We start from the raw sequence: 14,859 nt of genomic DNA on the forward strand, positions 1-14,859 counted from the left end.
GTGGCATACCCCCCTCTGCCCTGCCGGGCATCTCCCCCTCAAGGGGGGAGATCGATCTGCGGCCAGGTTTCGCCCATCTCGAAGTTTGCGGATGGAGCGGCGAAAGTGCCTCCTGCCGATCTCCCCCCTTGAGGGGGAGATGACCGGCAGGGCAGAGGGGGGTAACCCCGCGAACACGAGGCCCTACCAATGACCGCCCTCTTCCTCCGCGATATAAAACTCTCCATCCGCGCCGGCGGCGGCGCGCTGATCGGCGTGCTGTTCTTCATGACGGTGGTTGCCGTTATCCCCTTCGGCGTCGGCCCAGATCTCAACCTGCTTGCCCGCATCGGCCCCGCCATCGTCTGGATCGGCGCGCTGCTATCAGCCCTTCTCGGCCTCGACCGGCTGTTTCAGGCCGAACGGGATGACGGCTCCCTCGATCTGATCCTGATGCAGGAAAACCCGCTTGTCCTGACCGTCTTCGTGAAATGCCTGGCGCACTGGGTCACGACCGGCCTGCCGCTGGTGCTTGCCTCGCCGCTGCTCGGCCTGTTCATGAACATGGACGAGGTGGCGATCGGCGCCGTCATGCTGACCCTTCTCGTTGGCTCACCCGCCATCACCTTCATCGGCGCGGTGGGCGCGGCGGTTGCCGTTGCCCTGCCACGCGGTGGCCTTCTGGTCTCCATCCTCGTCCTGCCGCTCGCCATTCCCGTCCTGATCTTCGGCGTCAGCGCTTCCTATGCAGCCGTGCAGGACCCGGCGCCCTTTATGCCGCCATTCCTTATTCTTGGCGCGATCACGTTATTTTCAGCCGTGACCGGCCCTTTCTTTGCCGCTTTGGCATTGCGCAATGTTATGGATTGATGAAGCACCGATTGACAGAGATCAATTGCGGGACGGCCATTCTCGGGTTACACAAACGGCATGAACGAGCAGACCTTCACCATCACCAAATTCAGTGATCTCGCCAACCCCACGCGGTTCCTGGCGCTGGCGGCACGCATTCTGCCCTGGCTCGCTGTTCTGACAGCGCTGGTGCTGGCCATAGGCCTCTATCTGTCCTTTACGACCGAGGGCGATTATCAGCAGGGTTACACCGTGCGCATCATGTATGTGCACGTCCCCTCGGCGTGGCTGGCCATGATGTGTTATACGGTCATGGCGATCTCCGCGATCGGCACCCTCGTCTGGCGTCACCCGCTCGCGGATGTCAGCCATAAGGCCGCCGCCCCCATCGGCGCCGCCTTCACGCTCATCGCACTCATCACCGGCTCGCTCTGGGGCAAACCCATGTGGGGAACCTGGTGGGTATGGGACGCTCGGCTGACCTCCGTCTTCGTGCTTTTCCTGATGTATCTCGGGCTCATCGCACTCAATCGGGCCATGGACGACCCCTCCAGAGCCGCCCGTGTCAGCGCCGTGCTGATCCTCGTCGGTTTCGTGAATATCCCCATCATCAAATTTTCGGTCGAGTGGTGGAATACGCTTCACCAGCCGGCAAGCGTCATCCGCATGGGCGGTTCCGCCATCGATGCGGAATTTCTCTGGCCGCTTCTGACGATGGCCATCGGGTTCACGCTGCTGTTCTTCACCCTGCATATCGCCGCCATGCGTAATGAAATCTGGCGCCGGCGTGTCGCCGCGCAACGGCGGCTTGCCGCCCGCATGGCGAACCGGGAGGGCTGAGGGAATGACACACGCCTTTTATATCGGAATGTCCTATGCGGCGACGGGCCTTGTCGTTCTCTGTCTCATCGCCTGGGTCGTCGTGGACGGTCAGGCGCGCAAACGGGAACTGAAGGAACTGGAGGCCTCCGGTGTGCGCCGCAGGGTAAGAGCCGGTTCCGCAGGTGACGCGCAATGACGCAGGCCAACCACGACGACACCAAAGCCAAAACGACGGGCCGCGCACGTTATGCGCTGGCGCTTCTCCCGTTGCTGCTGTTTGGCGGTTTCGCCCTCATCGCTGGCAAGATGCTTTACGATCAGGATGTGAACGGACTTGACATCAGCGCCATTCCCTCGGCGCTTATCGGCACTAAGGCACCCGCCCTGTCGCTGCCGCCGCTGGAGGGCTCGAACCTTCCGGCGCTGACCGATACCGCCATCAAAGGCAAGCTGACGCTGGTCAACGTCTTCGCTTCCTGGTGCATTCCCTGCCGGCAGGAGCATCCGCTGCTTCAGGAATTGGCGAAGGACGACCGCATCACCGTCGTCGGCATCAATTACAAGGACAAGCAGGATAATGCGCTGCGCTTCCTCGGCGAGCTCGGTAATCCCTTTGCTGCGATAGGCGTCGATCCGAACGGCAAGGCTGCGATTGACTGGGGTGTCTATGGCATTCCCGAAAGTTATCTGGTCGGCGCGGACGGCACGATCCTCTATAAAAAGGTCGGCCCCTTCGATGCCCGCAGCGTCGAACGGGACCTGCTGCCAGCCATCGCGGCCGCTGCCGGGAAATAACCCGCTCGGTAAGGCATCACCCCTTGGTAACGACCCTCAGCGAAGGGCCTTCAGCCGGCAGACGTATGCCTTCCAGCACCACCTGATCGCGACCGCCGCGTTTTGCGGCATAGAGACTGTCATCGGCCCGCTTGATGGCGTCATGAATTGAATGATCTCCCCTCGCGACGGCCGAGACACCGAAACTCGCGGTGATCTGGCTGGTTACACCCCGGTTGCGCCAATCGAGCGACGAAAGACCTGTCCGCATGCCATTGGCCAACTGGCCGGCTGCGGCGGCTGTCTGGCCGGGCAGGAAGACAACGAATTCCTCACCGCCAAAGCGCGCCACCAGCGCATCCCCGGGCGCGTTTCGTCTGAGAAGATCGGAAAGGCCGATGAGCACGATATCACCGGCCGCATGGCCGTAGACGTCGTTGATGCGCTTGAAATGATCTATGTCGCAGGCAATGACCGCACCCTCAGGCGTATCGTTGCGAAAATCGGGAACACGCCGGTCGAAGCCGCGGCGGTTCAGCACGTCAGTCAAAGGGTCATGTTCCGCCGCATGCAGATGACGGTCGACGGTGACGGAAATCTGGCTCGCGAGCACGGAAAGCGCAAGCAGGAAGCCGAAAATGCTCGCGGCGAGCTGCATGTAGAAGGCATAATCCGACTCGAAGAATTCGCTGAGCTCTATCATTGAGCCCCCCGGCGTCATCACCAGCAGCATGCCGATGCGCACCAGCGTTTCCACCACCACAAGACAGGCAATTCCCACCATCAGCCTGTCGGCGAGCGCGACGGGGCGCTTTCGCACGAGCCAGACCGGGATCGCAAGCAAAAGGGCGCAGACGAGATCACCGATGACGAGCTCGCGCTTCAGATCCGGCGTGATGAAAACATGGAAAGAGACCAGCAACACCGCAACCACGACGATCGACAGTCGGGCCGCGGTATGAAGCGGCCGGTCAAAATGGGTAAGCAGCGCATGGCCATAGAGGAAGAAGGCGGAGAAGAACAACAGGTTCGAAAGGATCGCCTGGACTTCGAAAGGCAGGCCACCGAGCACCAGAGGCGTCGCAAAACCAAAGGCCGCCGAAAGATATCCGATACCCCAATAGCGGGCAGAAGCGTGACCGATCCTCTGCAGGAACAGGAACACCACGCCGAATGTCAGCATGATGAAGGGGAGAAGATAGGCGAAATTATCTTGCAACGGGTTCTGCCAGGAAGAGACGGGTCTTTGAACCCGGACGATACCGCAATGCCCTTAAAAAAGCCTGCATGTCTCGCGTGGTTTCAGTCCATCCCGGCCAAAATCCTGGCGGCTGCGTTCACATTTGCGGGAGCGCGTTCTGCCATTCCTTGATTGCCTCCAGGGGCCAGACCAGCATGACGACGTTCAGCGTCAGATTATCGCGGATCAGCCAGCCGGTGAAGATTTCGAAGAAGATGGCGATCACAACCGTCAGCCACACCGGCACGCGGGCGGCGAAGAGGAAACCCAGCACCATAAAAACCGTATCCATCGCCGAGTTCAGGATGCTGTCGCCGGTGTAACCCAGCGCCATGGTCGCCGTGCGGTAACGATCGATGATGAGAGGCGAGTTTTCAAGGATCTCCCATGCCGCTTCCACCAGAACCGCAAGTGACAGCCGCATGGAAAGCGGTTTGTTGCGGAAGAGCAGCCAGGCGAACCAGTAGAACAGGAAGCCGTGAATGATATGCGAGGGCGTATACCAGTCGGCCAGATGCTGGGAATTGCCCGGTGTGTTCACGCCCGGCTCGAACAGCTTCACATAACCGCATTCGCAGATCGGAATGCGGCCCATGGCATAGAGAATGACGATCTGCAGGAGAAGCAGCCCGGCGGCCACGCCGAACCATTTGAGCGAGCGCGAACGGGAAGCCGACATCTCTGCAATTGTCATTTTTCGTCCTTGTTGAGCGGTTCCAGCGAGTGACGCATGACGAGCGGCATTTGCGCCATGGTGAAGATGATGGTGATCGGCATCGTGCCCCACACCTTGAAGGCGACCCAGGTGTCGGTGGTGAACATGCGCCACACAACCTCGTTCATCACCGCAAGGAAGAGAAAAAATACGCCCCAGCGCAGCGTCAGCTTGCGCCAGCCCTCATCCGTCAGCCTGAAGGCCGAATTGAAGACGTAACCCAGCAGCGATTGCCCGAAGAACAGGCCGCCCAGCAGAATGACGCCGAACAGCGTGTTGACGATGGTCGGCTTCATCTTGATGAAGGTGTCGTTCTGCAGCCACAATGTCAGCGCGCCGAAAACGAACACCACGATGCCTGATATCAGCGGCATGATCGGCAGTTTCCGCGTCAGCACCCATGAAACCGAAAGCGCGAGCGCCGTTGCGATCATGAACAGGCCGGTAGCGATGAAGATCGGCCCACCGAATTCCGTCAGCACGGGGAAAGTGGAAGCCAGCCATTCCCCACGGGAATTGGCGAAAAAGAACACCATGAGCGGGCCAAGCTCGAGCACGAATTTCAGGAGCGGGCTGATTTCCGCCACCATCTTTTCGCTTTCCTTGGAATTGCTTTCAATATCCATACTCACACTCCCGCAATGGCCTTGGCGAAATCTTCCGCCTCGAAGGGCTCCAGATCATCAACACCTTCACCCACGCCGATGAAATAAACCGGCAGCTTGTGTTTGGCAGCGATGGCGACGAGGATACCGCCCCGCGCCGTGCCATCCAATTTTGTCATAATCAGGCCCGAAACGCCCGCGACATTGCGGAATATTTCCACCTGGTTCATGGCGTTCTGGCCGGTCGTCGCATCCAGCGTCTGCAGCACGGTGTGAGGCGCATCCGGATCGAGCTTACCGAGCACGCGCACGATCTTTTCCAGCTCCGCCATCAGTTCCGTCTTGTTTTGCAGACGGCCGGCCGTATCGATGATGAGCACATCGCTTTTCTGCGCCCGCGCCTGCTCATAGGCATCATAGGCAAGCCCCGCCGCATCCGCGCCGAGCTTGGTGCCGATGAATTGCGAGCAGGTGCGATCGGCCCAGATCTTGAGCTGTTCGATAGCCGCCGCGCGGAAGGTATCGCCTGCCGCAAGCATGACCTTAAGGCCTGATCCAGAGAGCTTGGCGGCAAGCTTGCCGATGGTCGTCGTCTTGCCCGTACCGTTCACGCCGACGACAAGAATGACATGCGGCTTGTGCGAAAGATCGAGTTCAAGCGGTTTGGCGACAGGCTTCAGGACCTTGGTGATCTCACCCGCCATGATGCGCGCCACATCTTCACCGCTGACATCCTTGCCGTAACGCTCTGAAGACAGGGCGCCGGTGATGCGCATGGCGGTCTCCACACCCAGATCCGACTGGATGAGAAGGTCTTCCAGCTCATCGAGCGTGTCCTCATCCAGCTTGCGCTTGGTAAAGAGCGCCGAAATCTGCGTCGTCAGCTGCGACGACGTGCGGGCAAGCCCGGCCCGCAGGCGCTGAAACCATGTCAGTTTTACCTGCGGTGCGATAGGGGCGTGCTCCTGCCGTTCGCTTGCCGACGAAAAACCCTTGGGCAGTGCCGTCGGAACCGCAGGTTCGACGGCACTCGCAGCCTCCGCCTCGTCGAGCAGCGCATCCATCGCATCCGCATCCAACACGACATCCACAGCTTCCGGCAAAGGTTCGTCCTGCTCTTCCGCGGCGGCTTCCGCCTGTAGCAACGACAATGGAACCACGCCCATATCACCGGAAAGCTCGGCACCGGGAAGAAGCGGCGCGTCCTCTTCCTCATCTTCTTCGGAGAGAACGACATCCGTCGCCTCGTCCGGGGCCGGGCCACCGGCCGTCTCCATCTCCAGTTCGGAAACCGGGTCCCTGTCGACAGGGTCATGCACTTGCGCGTCGCTCAGCGCCGCTTCGAAGGAGGCGTTTTCATTGCCGCGCTCAGACGCGGCATCCTCTTGCGGCCGCTCTTCCGTTTCGGCCTTGTCCTTGCCGAACGAAAAGACTTTTTTGATGAAGCCGAGGGCCATGGTCGTTCCCGTGTCTTTTCTCTTTAGCCGCCTCAGGCCGCATTTGCCGCCAGAAGCTTCATATTCAGATGTTTGCCGTTGTGGCCGGTAATCGCAACCTGCGCAAGAGTACGCGCAAGAAGATCAGGCGCCGCGACCAGCGTGAAATTGTCGGTATGGGCAAAACCGTTGTTTTCAACAAGGATCGTCTGCACCGAACCGACCATACCTTGCAGATGCGTGAGCCGCAGCGCTTCTCCGCGTTCACGAAGCCTCGCCGCCCGCTCCTTCACCAGCGCGCGGTCGAGCTGCGGCATGCGAGCCGCCGGCGTGCCGGCACGCGGGCTGTAGGGAAATACATGCAGGCTGGAAATGCCGCATTCTTCCGCCAGCGTCGCGGCATTTTCAAACATCTCTTCCGTCTCGGTCGGAAAACCGGCGATCATATCCGCGCCGAAGGCGATCTCCGGCCGCAGCGCCCGCACTTCGTGACAGAAACGAACGGCATCGGCCCTTGAATGGCGGCGTTTCATGCGTTTCAGGATCATGTCGTCGCCATGCTGGAGGGACAGGTGCAGATGCGGCATGAAACGCGGCTCATCGGCAATCAGATCCATGAGATGATGATCGGCCTCGATACTATCGATGGAGGAAAGGCGCAGGCGCAGAATATCCGGCACCTGCTTCAGCAATGTCTTGGCAAGATAACCGAGCGACGGCTCGCCGGGCAGGTCAGCGCCATAGCTGGTCGCATCCACCCCGGTCAGCACGATTTCGCAATAGCCGCTTTCCGTCAGCCTGCGCGCCTGATCCACCACCGCACCCATGGGCACCGAGCGCGAATTGCCGCGCCCATAAGGAATGATGCAGAAGGTGCAGCGATGATCGCAGCCATTTTGTACCTGAATGAAGGCACGCACATGCCCGTCTATGTGCTTGACCATCTGCGGCGCTGTCGCCTTGATGCTCATGATGTCGTTGACGCGAAGCTTTTCTTCCGCCGAGACGCCGAAATCCGGCAGCGCGCGATAGGAGGCGCTTTTCAGCTTTTCCTCATTGCCCAGCACCGCATCTACCTCGGGCATTTCTGCAAAGGTCTGTTTTTCCGTCTGTGCGGCACAGCCGGTGACAATGATGCGTGCATGCGGATTGTCGCGCCGTGCGCGGCGGATGGCTTGGCGCGCCTGACGCACCGCTTCGCCCGTCACCGCACAGGTATTGACCAGCACGGCATTGTTGAGCCCGGCTTTTTCGGCCTCCGCCCGCATCACTTCCGATTCATAGGTGTTGAGACGACAGCCGAAGGTTATGACCTCGACGCCGCTCATACAGCCCCTCGCTCCACCGCATCGCGCGCCCAGGCGCCGGTGGTAGGATCGACGGAACCGGACCATTCCCATTCGGCCGGACCGGTCATGATGACGTGATTGTCCTCACGCCATTCGATGGTCAGCGGCACGCGGATGGGGCTGGAGGCGACATCGATGGTGACCTTCCGGCCGGTACGGCCGGTGCGGGCGGCGGAAACGGCTGATGCGCAGGCGGCCGAACCGCAGGCGAGTGTCAGCCCTGCGCCGCGTTCCCAGGTGCGGGTACGAAGCGCGCTGTCGGAAATCACCTGCGCCAGCGTGATATTGGCCTTTTCCGGAAACATCGGGTGGTTTTCAAGCAGCGGCCCGAAACGTTCGAGATCGAATTCCATCGGATCACGATCGACCCAGAAGATCGCGTGCGGATTGCCCATGGACATCACAGCAGGCGAATGCAGGATCGGCGCATCGATCGGGCCAATCTGCAATTCGATGCGGCTGGTATCGTGGAATTCCTCTGAAAGCGGAATGTCGCTCCAGCGGAACCGCGGCAGGCCCATATCGACTGATATCATGCCATCTTCATGCTCGACGGCGTTCAGGATGCCCGCCACCGTCTGGAAGGTGAAGCTGCTCTTGCCCGTTTCGGAAGACAGCGCCTGCACCACGCAGCGCGTGCCATTGCCGCAGGCCTGCGCCTTCGTGCCGTCGCAATTGAGAATGTCGATGAAGGCATCCGTGCCGCCAACACGCGGATCGTGGATCGCCATGATCTGGTCGAACTGTGTGGCAGCATCGGCGTTCAGCGCAATCGCCGCCTCCGGCGTGACCATATCTTTACGGCCGCGCATGTCGATAACGAGGATCTTGTTGCCAAGCCCGTTCATCTTCGCAAATTCGACCGTATCCGCCATCGCCTTAAACCTGAAAACTGTCTGAAAACCGGTTTGCATTCGGGATTTGCCCCGCGCTTTCGCCCTATATGGCGGAAAGACCGGCAAATTACCAGACTGTTGCGGCGCAAACGGGGCCGCGGTCAGACGGAAGGCACGTCGAAAACTTCACCGGGACGCATTGGCCGGAAACGGCTTTCGTCGACCCCCTGCTCCGTCAACGCAACCTTGAGGGCCGCAAGCGGCGCATCCACGGCCTCGTCCGTCAACTGTACCGTCCCCCAATGGTGCCCGCAAACATGCGCCGCGCCGCAAAGCTTCATTCCTTCCACGGCTTCCGCCGGGTTCTGGTGCTGGCCCTTCATGAACCAGCGGGGCTCATAAGCGCCGAAAGGCAGGTTGGCGAGACGGAACTCACCGTGCTTCTTGCGCGCGGCGTGATAATTGAGGCCCTCGTGGAAGCCGGTATCGCCGATATGGTAGATTTTACCGCCGGGCGTTTCGATGACGAAGGCGGCCCAGAGCGCCATGCGTCGGTCGTTAAGACCGCGGGCCGACCAGTGGTGGCACGGTTCGAAATGAATTTTCACCGAACCTGTCTCCACCACATCGCCCCAATCACCCACCTTGATACGCGCCGCCTCGACACTGGTGCGAATAATCGCGTCATTACCAAGCGGCGTGATGAAAAGCGGCTTGTGCGCCACATGCAGGCGCTTCAACGTTTCCATATCCAGATGGTCGTAGTGATTATGCGTCACCAGCACCAGATCGATGGGCGGCAAATCCTCAAAACGGATGCCTGGCGGATTAACCCGTTTGGGACCGGCAAAACTGAAAGGGCTGGTGCGCTGCGACCACACCGGATCGACGAGAATATTCAAACCCGCCGTCTGGATGAGAAACGAAGCATGGCCGATGAAGGTGACGCGCATGTCCCTGCCGTCGATCCGGGCTTCTGGTTTTGCGAAGGGAAATGGGCTCGGATAGCTTTCCGGCCATCTGGCGCGCTCGCCATTGAAGCGCCATTTCAGCAGACCCATAAAATTGCCGGGCGGCGAACCGCCGGGGTTAAAGAAGCGCACCCCGTCGAAATGATCGGAGATCGGGCCGCTATAATAGGCGCTGGCGCTCGAACGGCGGGCGTAAAGGCCGCCGCCCGCCAGAGCGAGCAGGCCAAGAGCGGAAAAACGAAAAAATTTTCGACGTTTCATGACAAATGTATAGGGAGCGAAAGAGGGTCGTTCAAGCACCGTCAATGGCGGCCAACGGCCAATCACGCAAAGATGAAATACAGGCTTTCGCGCCTGAAAACCGGCGCCGCCTTGACTTTTGCAGCGCTTTCCTGTTTATCGCCGCCAATCAGCTGGCAGTTTCACGACTCCAAGCCGCCGACCGGGACCCGCAAAGGTATAAAGAGATCCCGGAGGTCAACACCCGACAGCGCGATGCGCCCTCGGGTGCTTTTTGGCTTTGCGTCTTGTTTTTGGCAGCGAAAGCACCGACGTTTCGGAGACCCCGGAACGAAGAAGGAAGAAACGATGTTTGAAAACCTCCAGGACCGCCTTGGTTCCATTCTGAATGGACTGACCGGCCGTGGCGCGCTGACGGAAGCAGATGTTGCCGCCGCCCTGCGCGAGGTTCGCCGTGCGCTGCTGGAAGCGGACGTGGCGCTGGAAGTCGTGCGCTCCTTCACCGACAGGGTGCGTGAAAAGGCTGTTGGTGCCGCCGTCCTGAAGTCCATCAAGCCCGGCCAAATGGTCGTCAAGATCGTGCATGACGAACTTGTCGAGATGCTCGGCACCGAAGGCGTCTCTATCGACCTGCATGCGGCCGCCCCGGTCGTCATCATGATGGTCGGTCTGCAGGGTTCTGGTAAAACAACCACGACAGGCAAGATCGCCAAGCGCCTGACGGACCGCGAGAAGAAGAAGGTGCTGATGGCATCTCTCGACACGCGCCGTCCGGCCGCGCAGGAACAGCTTCGCCAGCTCGGCGTCCAGACCGGCGTCGATACGCTGCCGATCATCGCCGGCCAGTCGCCGACCGATATCGCCGCGCGCGCCGTGCAGGCCGCCAAGCTCGGCGGCCATGACGTCGTCATTCTCGACACCGCCGGCCGCACCCATATCGACGAACCCTTGATGCTGGAAATGGCCGACATCAAGAAGAAGTCCAACCCGCATGAAATCCTGCTGGTCGCGGATTCGCTGACCGGTCAGGACGCCGTCAACCTTGCGCGCAACTTCGATGAGCGCGTCGGCATCACCGGCCTCGTACTGACCCGTATGGACGGCGACGGACGCGGCGGTGCGGCCCTTTCCATGCGCGCCGTCACCGGAAAGCCGATCAAGCTGATCGGTATCGGCGAGCGCATGAACGAACTCGACGAGTTCCATCCGCGCCGTATCGCCGACCGTATTCTCGGCATGGGCGACATCGTCTCGCTGGTCGAGAAGGCCGCCGAAAACATCGATGCGGAAAAAGCCCGCGCCATGGCCGAGAAGATGGCCAAGGGCAAGTTCGACCTCAACGATCTCTCCGACCAGCTTGCCCAGATGAAGAAGATGGGCGGCATGGGCGGCATCATGGGGCTGATGCCCGGCATGGCCGGCATGAAGGACAAGATGGCTTCCGCTGGCCTCAACGACAAGATGTTCGATCGCCAGATCGCCATCATCTCCTCGATGACCAAGGCGGAACGCGCCAATCCCGATATTCTGAAGCACAGCCGAAAGAAGCGCATCGCCGCCGGTTCCGGCACCGATGCCGCCGAAATCAACAAGCTTTTGAAGATGCATCGCGGCATGGCCGACATGATGAAAGCCATGGGCGGCAAGGGCAAAGGCGGCATCATGAAGCAGATGATGGGCGGCCTTGCCGGCAAGATGGGTCTCGGTGGCCTTGGCGGCGGCATGCCTGATCTGTCGAACATCGATCCGAAGCAGCTTGAAGCGCTCCAGAAGCAGGCTGAAGCTGCCGGTCTCGGTAAACCGGGCGCGATGCCCGGACTTGGCGGCATGCCGGGCGGACTGCCGGGTCTCGGCGGGGCCAAGCTACCGGGTCTTGGCGGCATGCCGGGCCTGCCCGGCTTTCCGAAAAAGAAGTGAGGGGGACACCAGTGAACAATACAGAGGTGAAAGCCCAGCTTTCCGAATACCGCCAGTCGATCGACAATATCGATGCCGCACTGGTTCACATTCTTGCCGAACGTTTCCGCTGTACCAAGGCGGTGGGCGTGCTGAAGGCAAAGTACAATTTGCCGCCGGCAGACCCGGCGCGCGAGGAATACCAGATTGAACGCCTTCGCCATCTGGCGAAGGATGCCAATCTGGATCCGGATTTCGCCGAGAAGTTCCTGAACTTCATCATCAAGGAAGTCATCCGGCATCATGAAGCAATCGCCGCCGAACATGGCGGCACCGAAAAGACCGCCTGAAAGGCGGACAAGCCATCCTAAGGAGTAAATGACATGGCACTTAAAATTCGTCTCGCACGCGGTGGTTCCAAGAAGCGCCCGTACTACCAGATCGTCGTTGCTGACGCCCGTTCGCCCCGCGACGGCCGTTTCCTCGAGAAGGTCGGTTCCTGGAACCCGATGCTTGCCAAGGACAACCCGCAGCGCATCGAGCTGAAGGCTGACCTCATCAAGGAATGGATCGCCAAGGGCGCACAGCCGACCGACCGCGTTCTGCGCTTCCTCGCAGAAGCCGGCCTTGCCGAGCGCGCCGCTCGCAGCAACCCGGAAAAGGCAAAGCCGGGCAAGCGCGCTCTGGAACGCGTTGCTGAAAAGAAGCAGAAGGCTGAAGATGCAGCCGCTGCTGCTGCGGAAGCCTCTGCCGCAGAATAATCTGCGCAGAATCTTTTGAAGAACGGGTGGCGTGGTTTTCCATGCCGCCCGTTTTTTGTTTATTTTGGCGTCAACAAACCTTAAAGCTGACGCAACTACCACCAGAAGACGGACGGCCCGATGGCAAAGCTGGAAAACCCGGTACTCATGGCAAAGATCGGCGGCGCGCAGGGCCTGCGCGGCGAGGTCCGTGTCAGCACCTATACGGCCGATCCGATGGCGCTCGGCGATTATGGCAATCTTGTCACCGCCGATGGCCGCGTCTTCGAAATTCTCGAGGTGCGCGAGGGCAAGAACGTTGTCGTCGTTCGTTTCAGGGGCATCAACGACCGTAATGCGGCCGAAAGCCTGAACGGGCTGGAACTGTTCATCGACCGGGACAACCTTCCTGACGACGAACTTGATGACGACGAGTTTTATTATGCCGATCTCGAAGGGCTGGAAGCCGTTGATGCCGAAGGCAAAAGCTATGGCGCCGTCAGCGCCGTCTATGATTTCGGCGCGGGCGATCTGCTGGAGCTGAAAGGTGCGGGCCGTCGCCCTGCCCTCATACCCTTTTCGGAAGCAGCCGTGCTTGAAATCGATCTCGAAGGCGGCCGCATTCTCATCGACCCGATGGCCGCCGGACTGATCGACAATCCCGACGATAAAGACGAAACCGGCGCATCGCCTTTCGGCAAGAAATAAAGCAATGACTTTCAAGGCCACCGTTCTGACGCTCTACCCGGAAATGTTTCCGGGACATTTGGGATATTCGCTGGCGGGCAAGGCGCTGGAACGCGAACAATGGTCGCTTGAGGCCGTGCAGATTCGCGAATTCGCCACCGACAAGCACAGAAGCGTCGATGATACGCCCGCAGGCGGTGGAGCAGGCATGGTGCTGAAACCCGACATTCTTGCTGCAGCCATCGACCATGTTTCGGATGGCGATACGCGACCGCGCCTGCTGATGAGCCCACGCGGCAAACCACTATCGCAGGACCGTGTGCGCGAACTGGCGGCGGGCGACGGTGCGATCATCGTATGCGGCCGTTTCGAAGGCGTCGATCAGCGGGTCATCGAAGCGCGCGGGCTGGAGGAAGTGTCGATCGGCGACTACATCCTCTCCGGCGGTGAACCTGCGGCGTTGACGCTTCTGGACGCCATCGTCCGCATCCTGCCGGGCGTCATGGGCAACGATCTTTCCGGTGTGCATGAAAGCTTTGAGGGCGGTCTGCTGGAACATCCGCATTATACCCGCCCGCAGAACTGGGAGGGCCGCGATATTCCCGCCATCCTCACGTCAGGCAACCACGCTGCCATCGACAAATGGCGGCACGAACAGGCGCTGGCCCTGACGAAGGAAAGGCGGCCAGACCTTCTTAAAAAGGTTCAGGCCGAGACGAAATAATAGGCCGTCAGTATCAAGCCGACCGCAATGACCAGCCAGCGAATGATCCATTGCGGCACACGCCTTGCCGTGTGCACGCCAGCATAGCCGCCAAGTGCGGCTGCCGGGAACATGATGAGCGCCGCCCACCAGGATACGACGCCGCCGCTGACGAAGATCGTAATCGCGATGATGGCGATCACCACCGACAGCAGGTTCTTCAAAGCATTCAGATGATGATAGCTGCCGCCTGAGGTTATCCCGAGGATGGCGAGCATCATGATACCCATACCGGCACCGAAAAAACCGCCATAGATGGAAGCGAGCCCCTGAAAGACGAGGCTCGGCACGTTTCCGGGTGACCGCTCGGCACTCGCCTTCGGCCTGAGCCAAGGGCCGGCTGCGAAGACAGCGGTGGCAGACAGAAGCAACCATGGAACAAGCTGGCGAAAGGAAGGATTGTCAAGCGACAGCAGAAGCAGCGAGCCGGCCAGCCCGCCGACGACGGAAACGATCGACAGCAGGATCGCCTCACGCCAATGCGCACGGATTTCCGGCCCATAGGCGATGACGGAGGCGATGTAGCCCGGAAACTGCACGATAGCCGAGGTGGCATTGGCAACAATGGGCGGCAGGCCGGCGAGCGTCATCGCTCCGAAGGTCAGGAAGGTGCCACCGCCAGCAATGGCATTGACGACACCAGACAGAAAACCGGTCGCAAACAGCATGAGAACGATAAATATGGACATGGCCCCTCCCAAGGTTTTCATGCCATATCCGGCAGAAAGCCGCTTCGCAACTGCCGGAATGCGGAGCGCAATTGATAAAATATTGTCATGAAAGGGATGACAAACGGCGCTACCTCGTGTATGTGCCCGCGTGGAATTGGGGTTTTCCCCTTTAACCGCAAGCAAAGAATGGCGAACCCGCTCCTGCCGCAAGGCATGATCCCAAGGCTCTGACCGAAGGACGAACCGTTGAGCGCTCTGGCTGTTTCAGAAGAAATCAGAGGTT

At 60.1% G+C, this 14,859-nt stretch carries 17 protein-coding genes; 9 read left to right on the forward strand and 8 right to left on the reverse strand.

The window, feature by feature from the left end; translation table 11 throughout:
- Positions 1-189 precede the first annotated feature (189 nt).
- The 4 genes from ccmB to CFB10_RS09615 are packed head-to-tail and all read left to right on the forward strand — an operon-like array spanning position 190 to position 2,448.
- A complete protein-coding gene (gene ccmB, locus CFB10_RS09600) occupies positions 190-849 on the forward strand; it encodes a heme exporter protein CcmB (protein WP_020010837.1) in 660 nt (219 codons plus the stop codon).
- 60 nt (positions 850-909) lie between these two features.
- Positions 910-1,671, forward strand: a complete 762-nt coding sequence (locus CFB10_RS09605) for a heme ABC transporter permease (protein ID WP_020010836.1) — start codon at positions 910-912, stop codon at positions 1,669-1,671.
- 4 nt (positions 1,672-1,675) lie between these two features.
- Complete coding sequence (gene ccmD / locus CFB10_RS09610; RefSeq protein ID WP_020010835.1) at positions 1,676-1,849, forward strand: heme exporter protein CcmD; 174 nt, start codon at positions 1,676-1,678, stop codon at positions 1,847-1,849.
- A complete protein-coding gene (locus CFB10_RS09615) occupies positions 1,846-2,448 on the forward strand; it encodes a DsbE family thiol:disulfide interchange protein (RefSeq protein ID WP_020010834.1) in 603 nt (200 codons plus the stop codon). The genes ccmD and CFB10_RS09615 overlap by 4 nt, the downstream gene beginning before the upstream one ends.
- Before the next feature lie 16 nt (positions 2,449-2,464).
- Here CFB10_RS09615 and CFB10_RS09620 read toward each other — a convergent pair whose 3' ends face one another.
- The 7 genes from CFB10_RS09620 to CFB10_RS09650 form a co-directional block, all read right to left on the reverse strand.
- Positions 2,465-3,646: a diguanylate cyclase gene (locus CFB10_RS09620; protein WP_020010833.1), complete on the reverse strand. Its 1,182-nt coding sequence runs from the start codon at positions 3,644-3,646 to the stop codon at positions 2,465-2,467.
- A gap of 118 nt (positions 3,647-3,764) precedes the next feature.
- Positions 3,765-4,361 carry a DUF2585 domain-containing protein gene (locus CFB10_RS09625; protein ID WP_026363758.1) on the reverse strand — a complete coding sequence of 199 codons (597 nt, stop codon included), beginning with the start codon at positions 4,359-4,361 and terminating at the stop codon, positions 3,765-3,767.
- Positions 4,358-5,008, reverse strand: a complete 651-nt coding sequence (locus CFB10_RS09630) for a septation protein A (RefSeq protein WP_003505077.1) — start codon at positions 5,006-5,008, stop codon at positions 4,358-4,360. Before CFB10_RS09630 ends, CFB10_RS09625 begins: the two co-directional genes overlap by 4 nt.
- A 2-nt stretch (positions 5,009-5,010) precedes the next feature.
- Positions 5,011-6,444: a signal recognition particle-docking protein FtsY gene (ftsY, locus tag CFB10_RS09635; protein ID WP_020010831.1), complete on the reverse strand. Its 1,434-nt coding sequence runs from the start codon at positions 6,442-6,444 to the stop codon at positions 5,011-5,013.
- Positions 6,445-6,476: 32 nt separating this feature from the next.
- The gene (mtaB, locus tag CFB10_RS09640; protein WP_020010830.1) at positions 6,477-7,751 is read right to left on the reverse strand and encodes a tRNA (N(6)-L-threonylcarbamoyladenosine(37)-C(2))-methylthiotransferase MtaB; all 1,275 of its coding nucleotides are present in this window, start codon (positions 7,749-7,751) and stop codon (positions 6,477-6,479) included.
- The gene (dapF, locus tag CFB10_RS09645; RefSeq protein ID WP_020010829.1) at positions 7,748-8,647 is read right to left on the reverse strand and encodes a diaminopimelate epimerase; all 900 of its coding nucleotides are present in this window, start codon (positions 8,645-8,647) and stop codon (positions 7,748-7,750) included. Before dapF ends, mtaB begins: the two co-directional genes overlap by 4 nt.
- Before the next feature lie 122 nt (positions 8,648-8,769).
- Positions 8,770-9,840 carry an MBL fold metallo-hydrolase gene (locus CFB10_RS09650; RefSeq protein ID WP_020010828.1) on the reverse strand — a complete coding sequence of 357 codons (1,071 nt, stop codon included), beginning with the start codon at positions 9,838-9,840 and terminating at the stop codon, positions 8,770-8,772.
- Positions 9,841-10,167: 327 nt separating this feature from the next.
- Here CFB10_RS09650 and ffh point away from each other — a divergent pair, with 327 nt between their 5' ends.
- The 5 genes from ffh to trmD all read left to right on the forward strand — a co-directional run bounded on the left by ffh (position 10,168) and on the right by trmD (position 13,866).
- A complete protein-coding gene (ffh, locus tag CFB10_RS09660; protein WP_020010826.1) occupies positions 10,168-11,736 on the forward strand; it encodes a signal recognition particle protein in 1,569 nt (522 codons plus the stop codon).
- An 11-nt stretch (positions 11,737-11,747) separates the two neighbouring features.
- Positions 11,748-12,065, forward strand: a complete 318-nt coding sequence (locus tag CFB10_RS09665; RefSeq protein ID WP_003505091.1) for a chorismate mutase — start codon at positions 11,748-11,750, stop codon at positions 12,063-12,065.
- 33 nt (positions 12,066-12,098) lie between these two features.
- Positions 12,099-12,476 carry a 30S ribosomal protein S16 gene (gene rpsP, locus CFB10_RS09670; protein ID WP_003505093.1) on the forward strand — a complete coding sequence of 126 codons (378 nt, stop codon included), beginning with the start codon at positions 12,099-12,101 and terminating at the stop codon, positions 12,474-12,476.
- Between the two features lie 120 nt (positions 12,477-12,596).
- Positions 12,597-13,163: a ribosome maturation factor RimM gene (rimM, locus tag CFB10_RS09675; RefSeq protein ID WP_020010825.1), complete on the forward strand. Its 567-nt coding sequence runs from the start codon at positions 12,597-12,599 to the stop codon at positions 13,161-13,163.
- A 4-nt stretch (positions 13,164-13,167) separates the two neighbouring features.
- Positions 13,168-13,866 carry a tRNA (guanosine(37)-N1)-methyltransferase TrmD gene (gene trmD, locus CFB10_RS09680; RefSeq protein ID WP_020010824.1) on the forward strand — a complete coding sequence of 233 codons (699 nt, stop codon included), beginning with the start codon at positions 13,168-13,170 and terminating at the stop codon, positions 13,864-13,866.
- Here the strand turns inward: trmD and CFB10_RS09685 are convergent.
- Complete coding sequence (locus CFB10_RS09685; RefSeq protein WP_020010823.1) at positions 13,848-14,594, reverse strand: sulfite exporter TauE/SafE family protein; 747 nt, start codon at positions 14,592-14,594, stop codon at positions 13,848-13,850. The genes trmD and CFB10_RS09685 overlap by 19 nt on opposite strands.
- Positions 14,595-14,859 lie beyond the last annotated feature (265 nt).

This window comes from Agrobacterium sp. 719_389, from assembly GCF_900188475.1.
GTDB classification, from domain to species: domain Bacteria; phylum Pseudomonadota; class Alphaproteobacteria; order Rhizobiales; family Rhizobiaceae; genus Agrobacterium; species Agrobacterium radiobacter.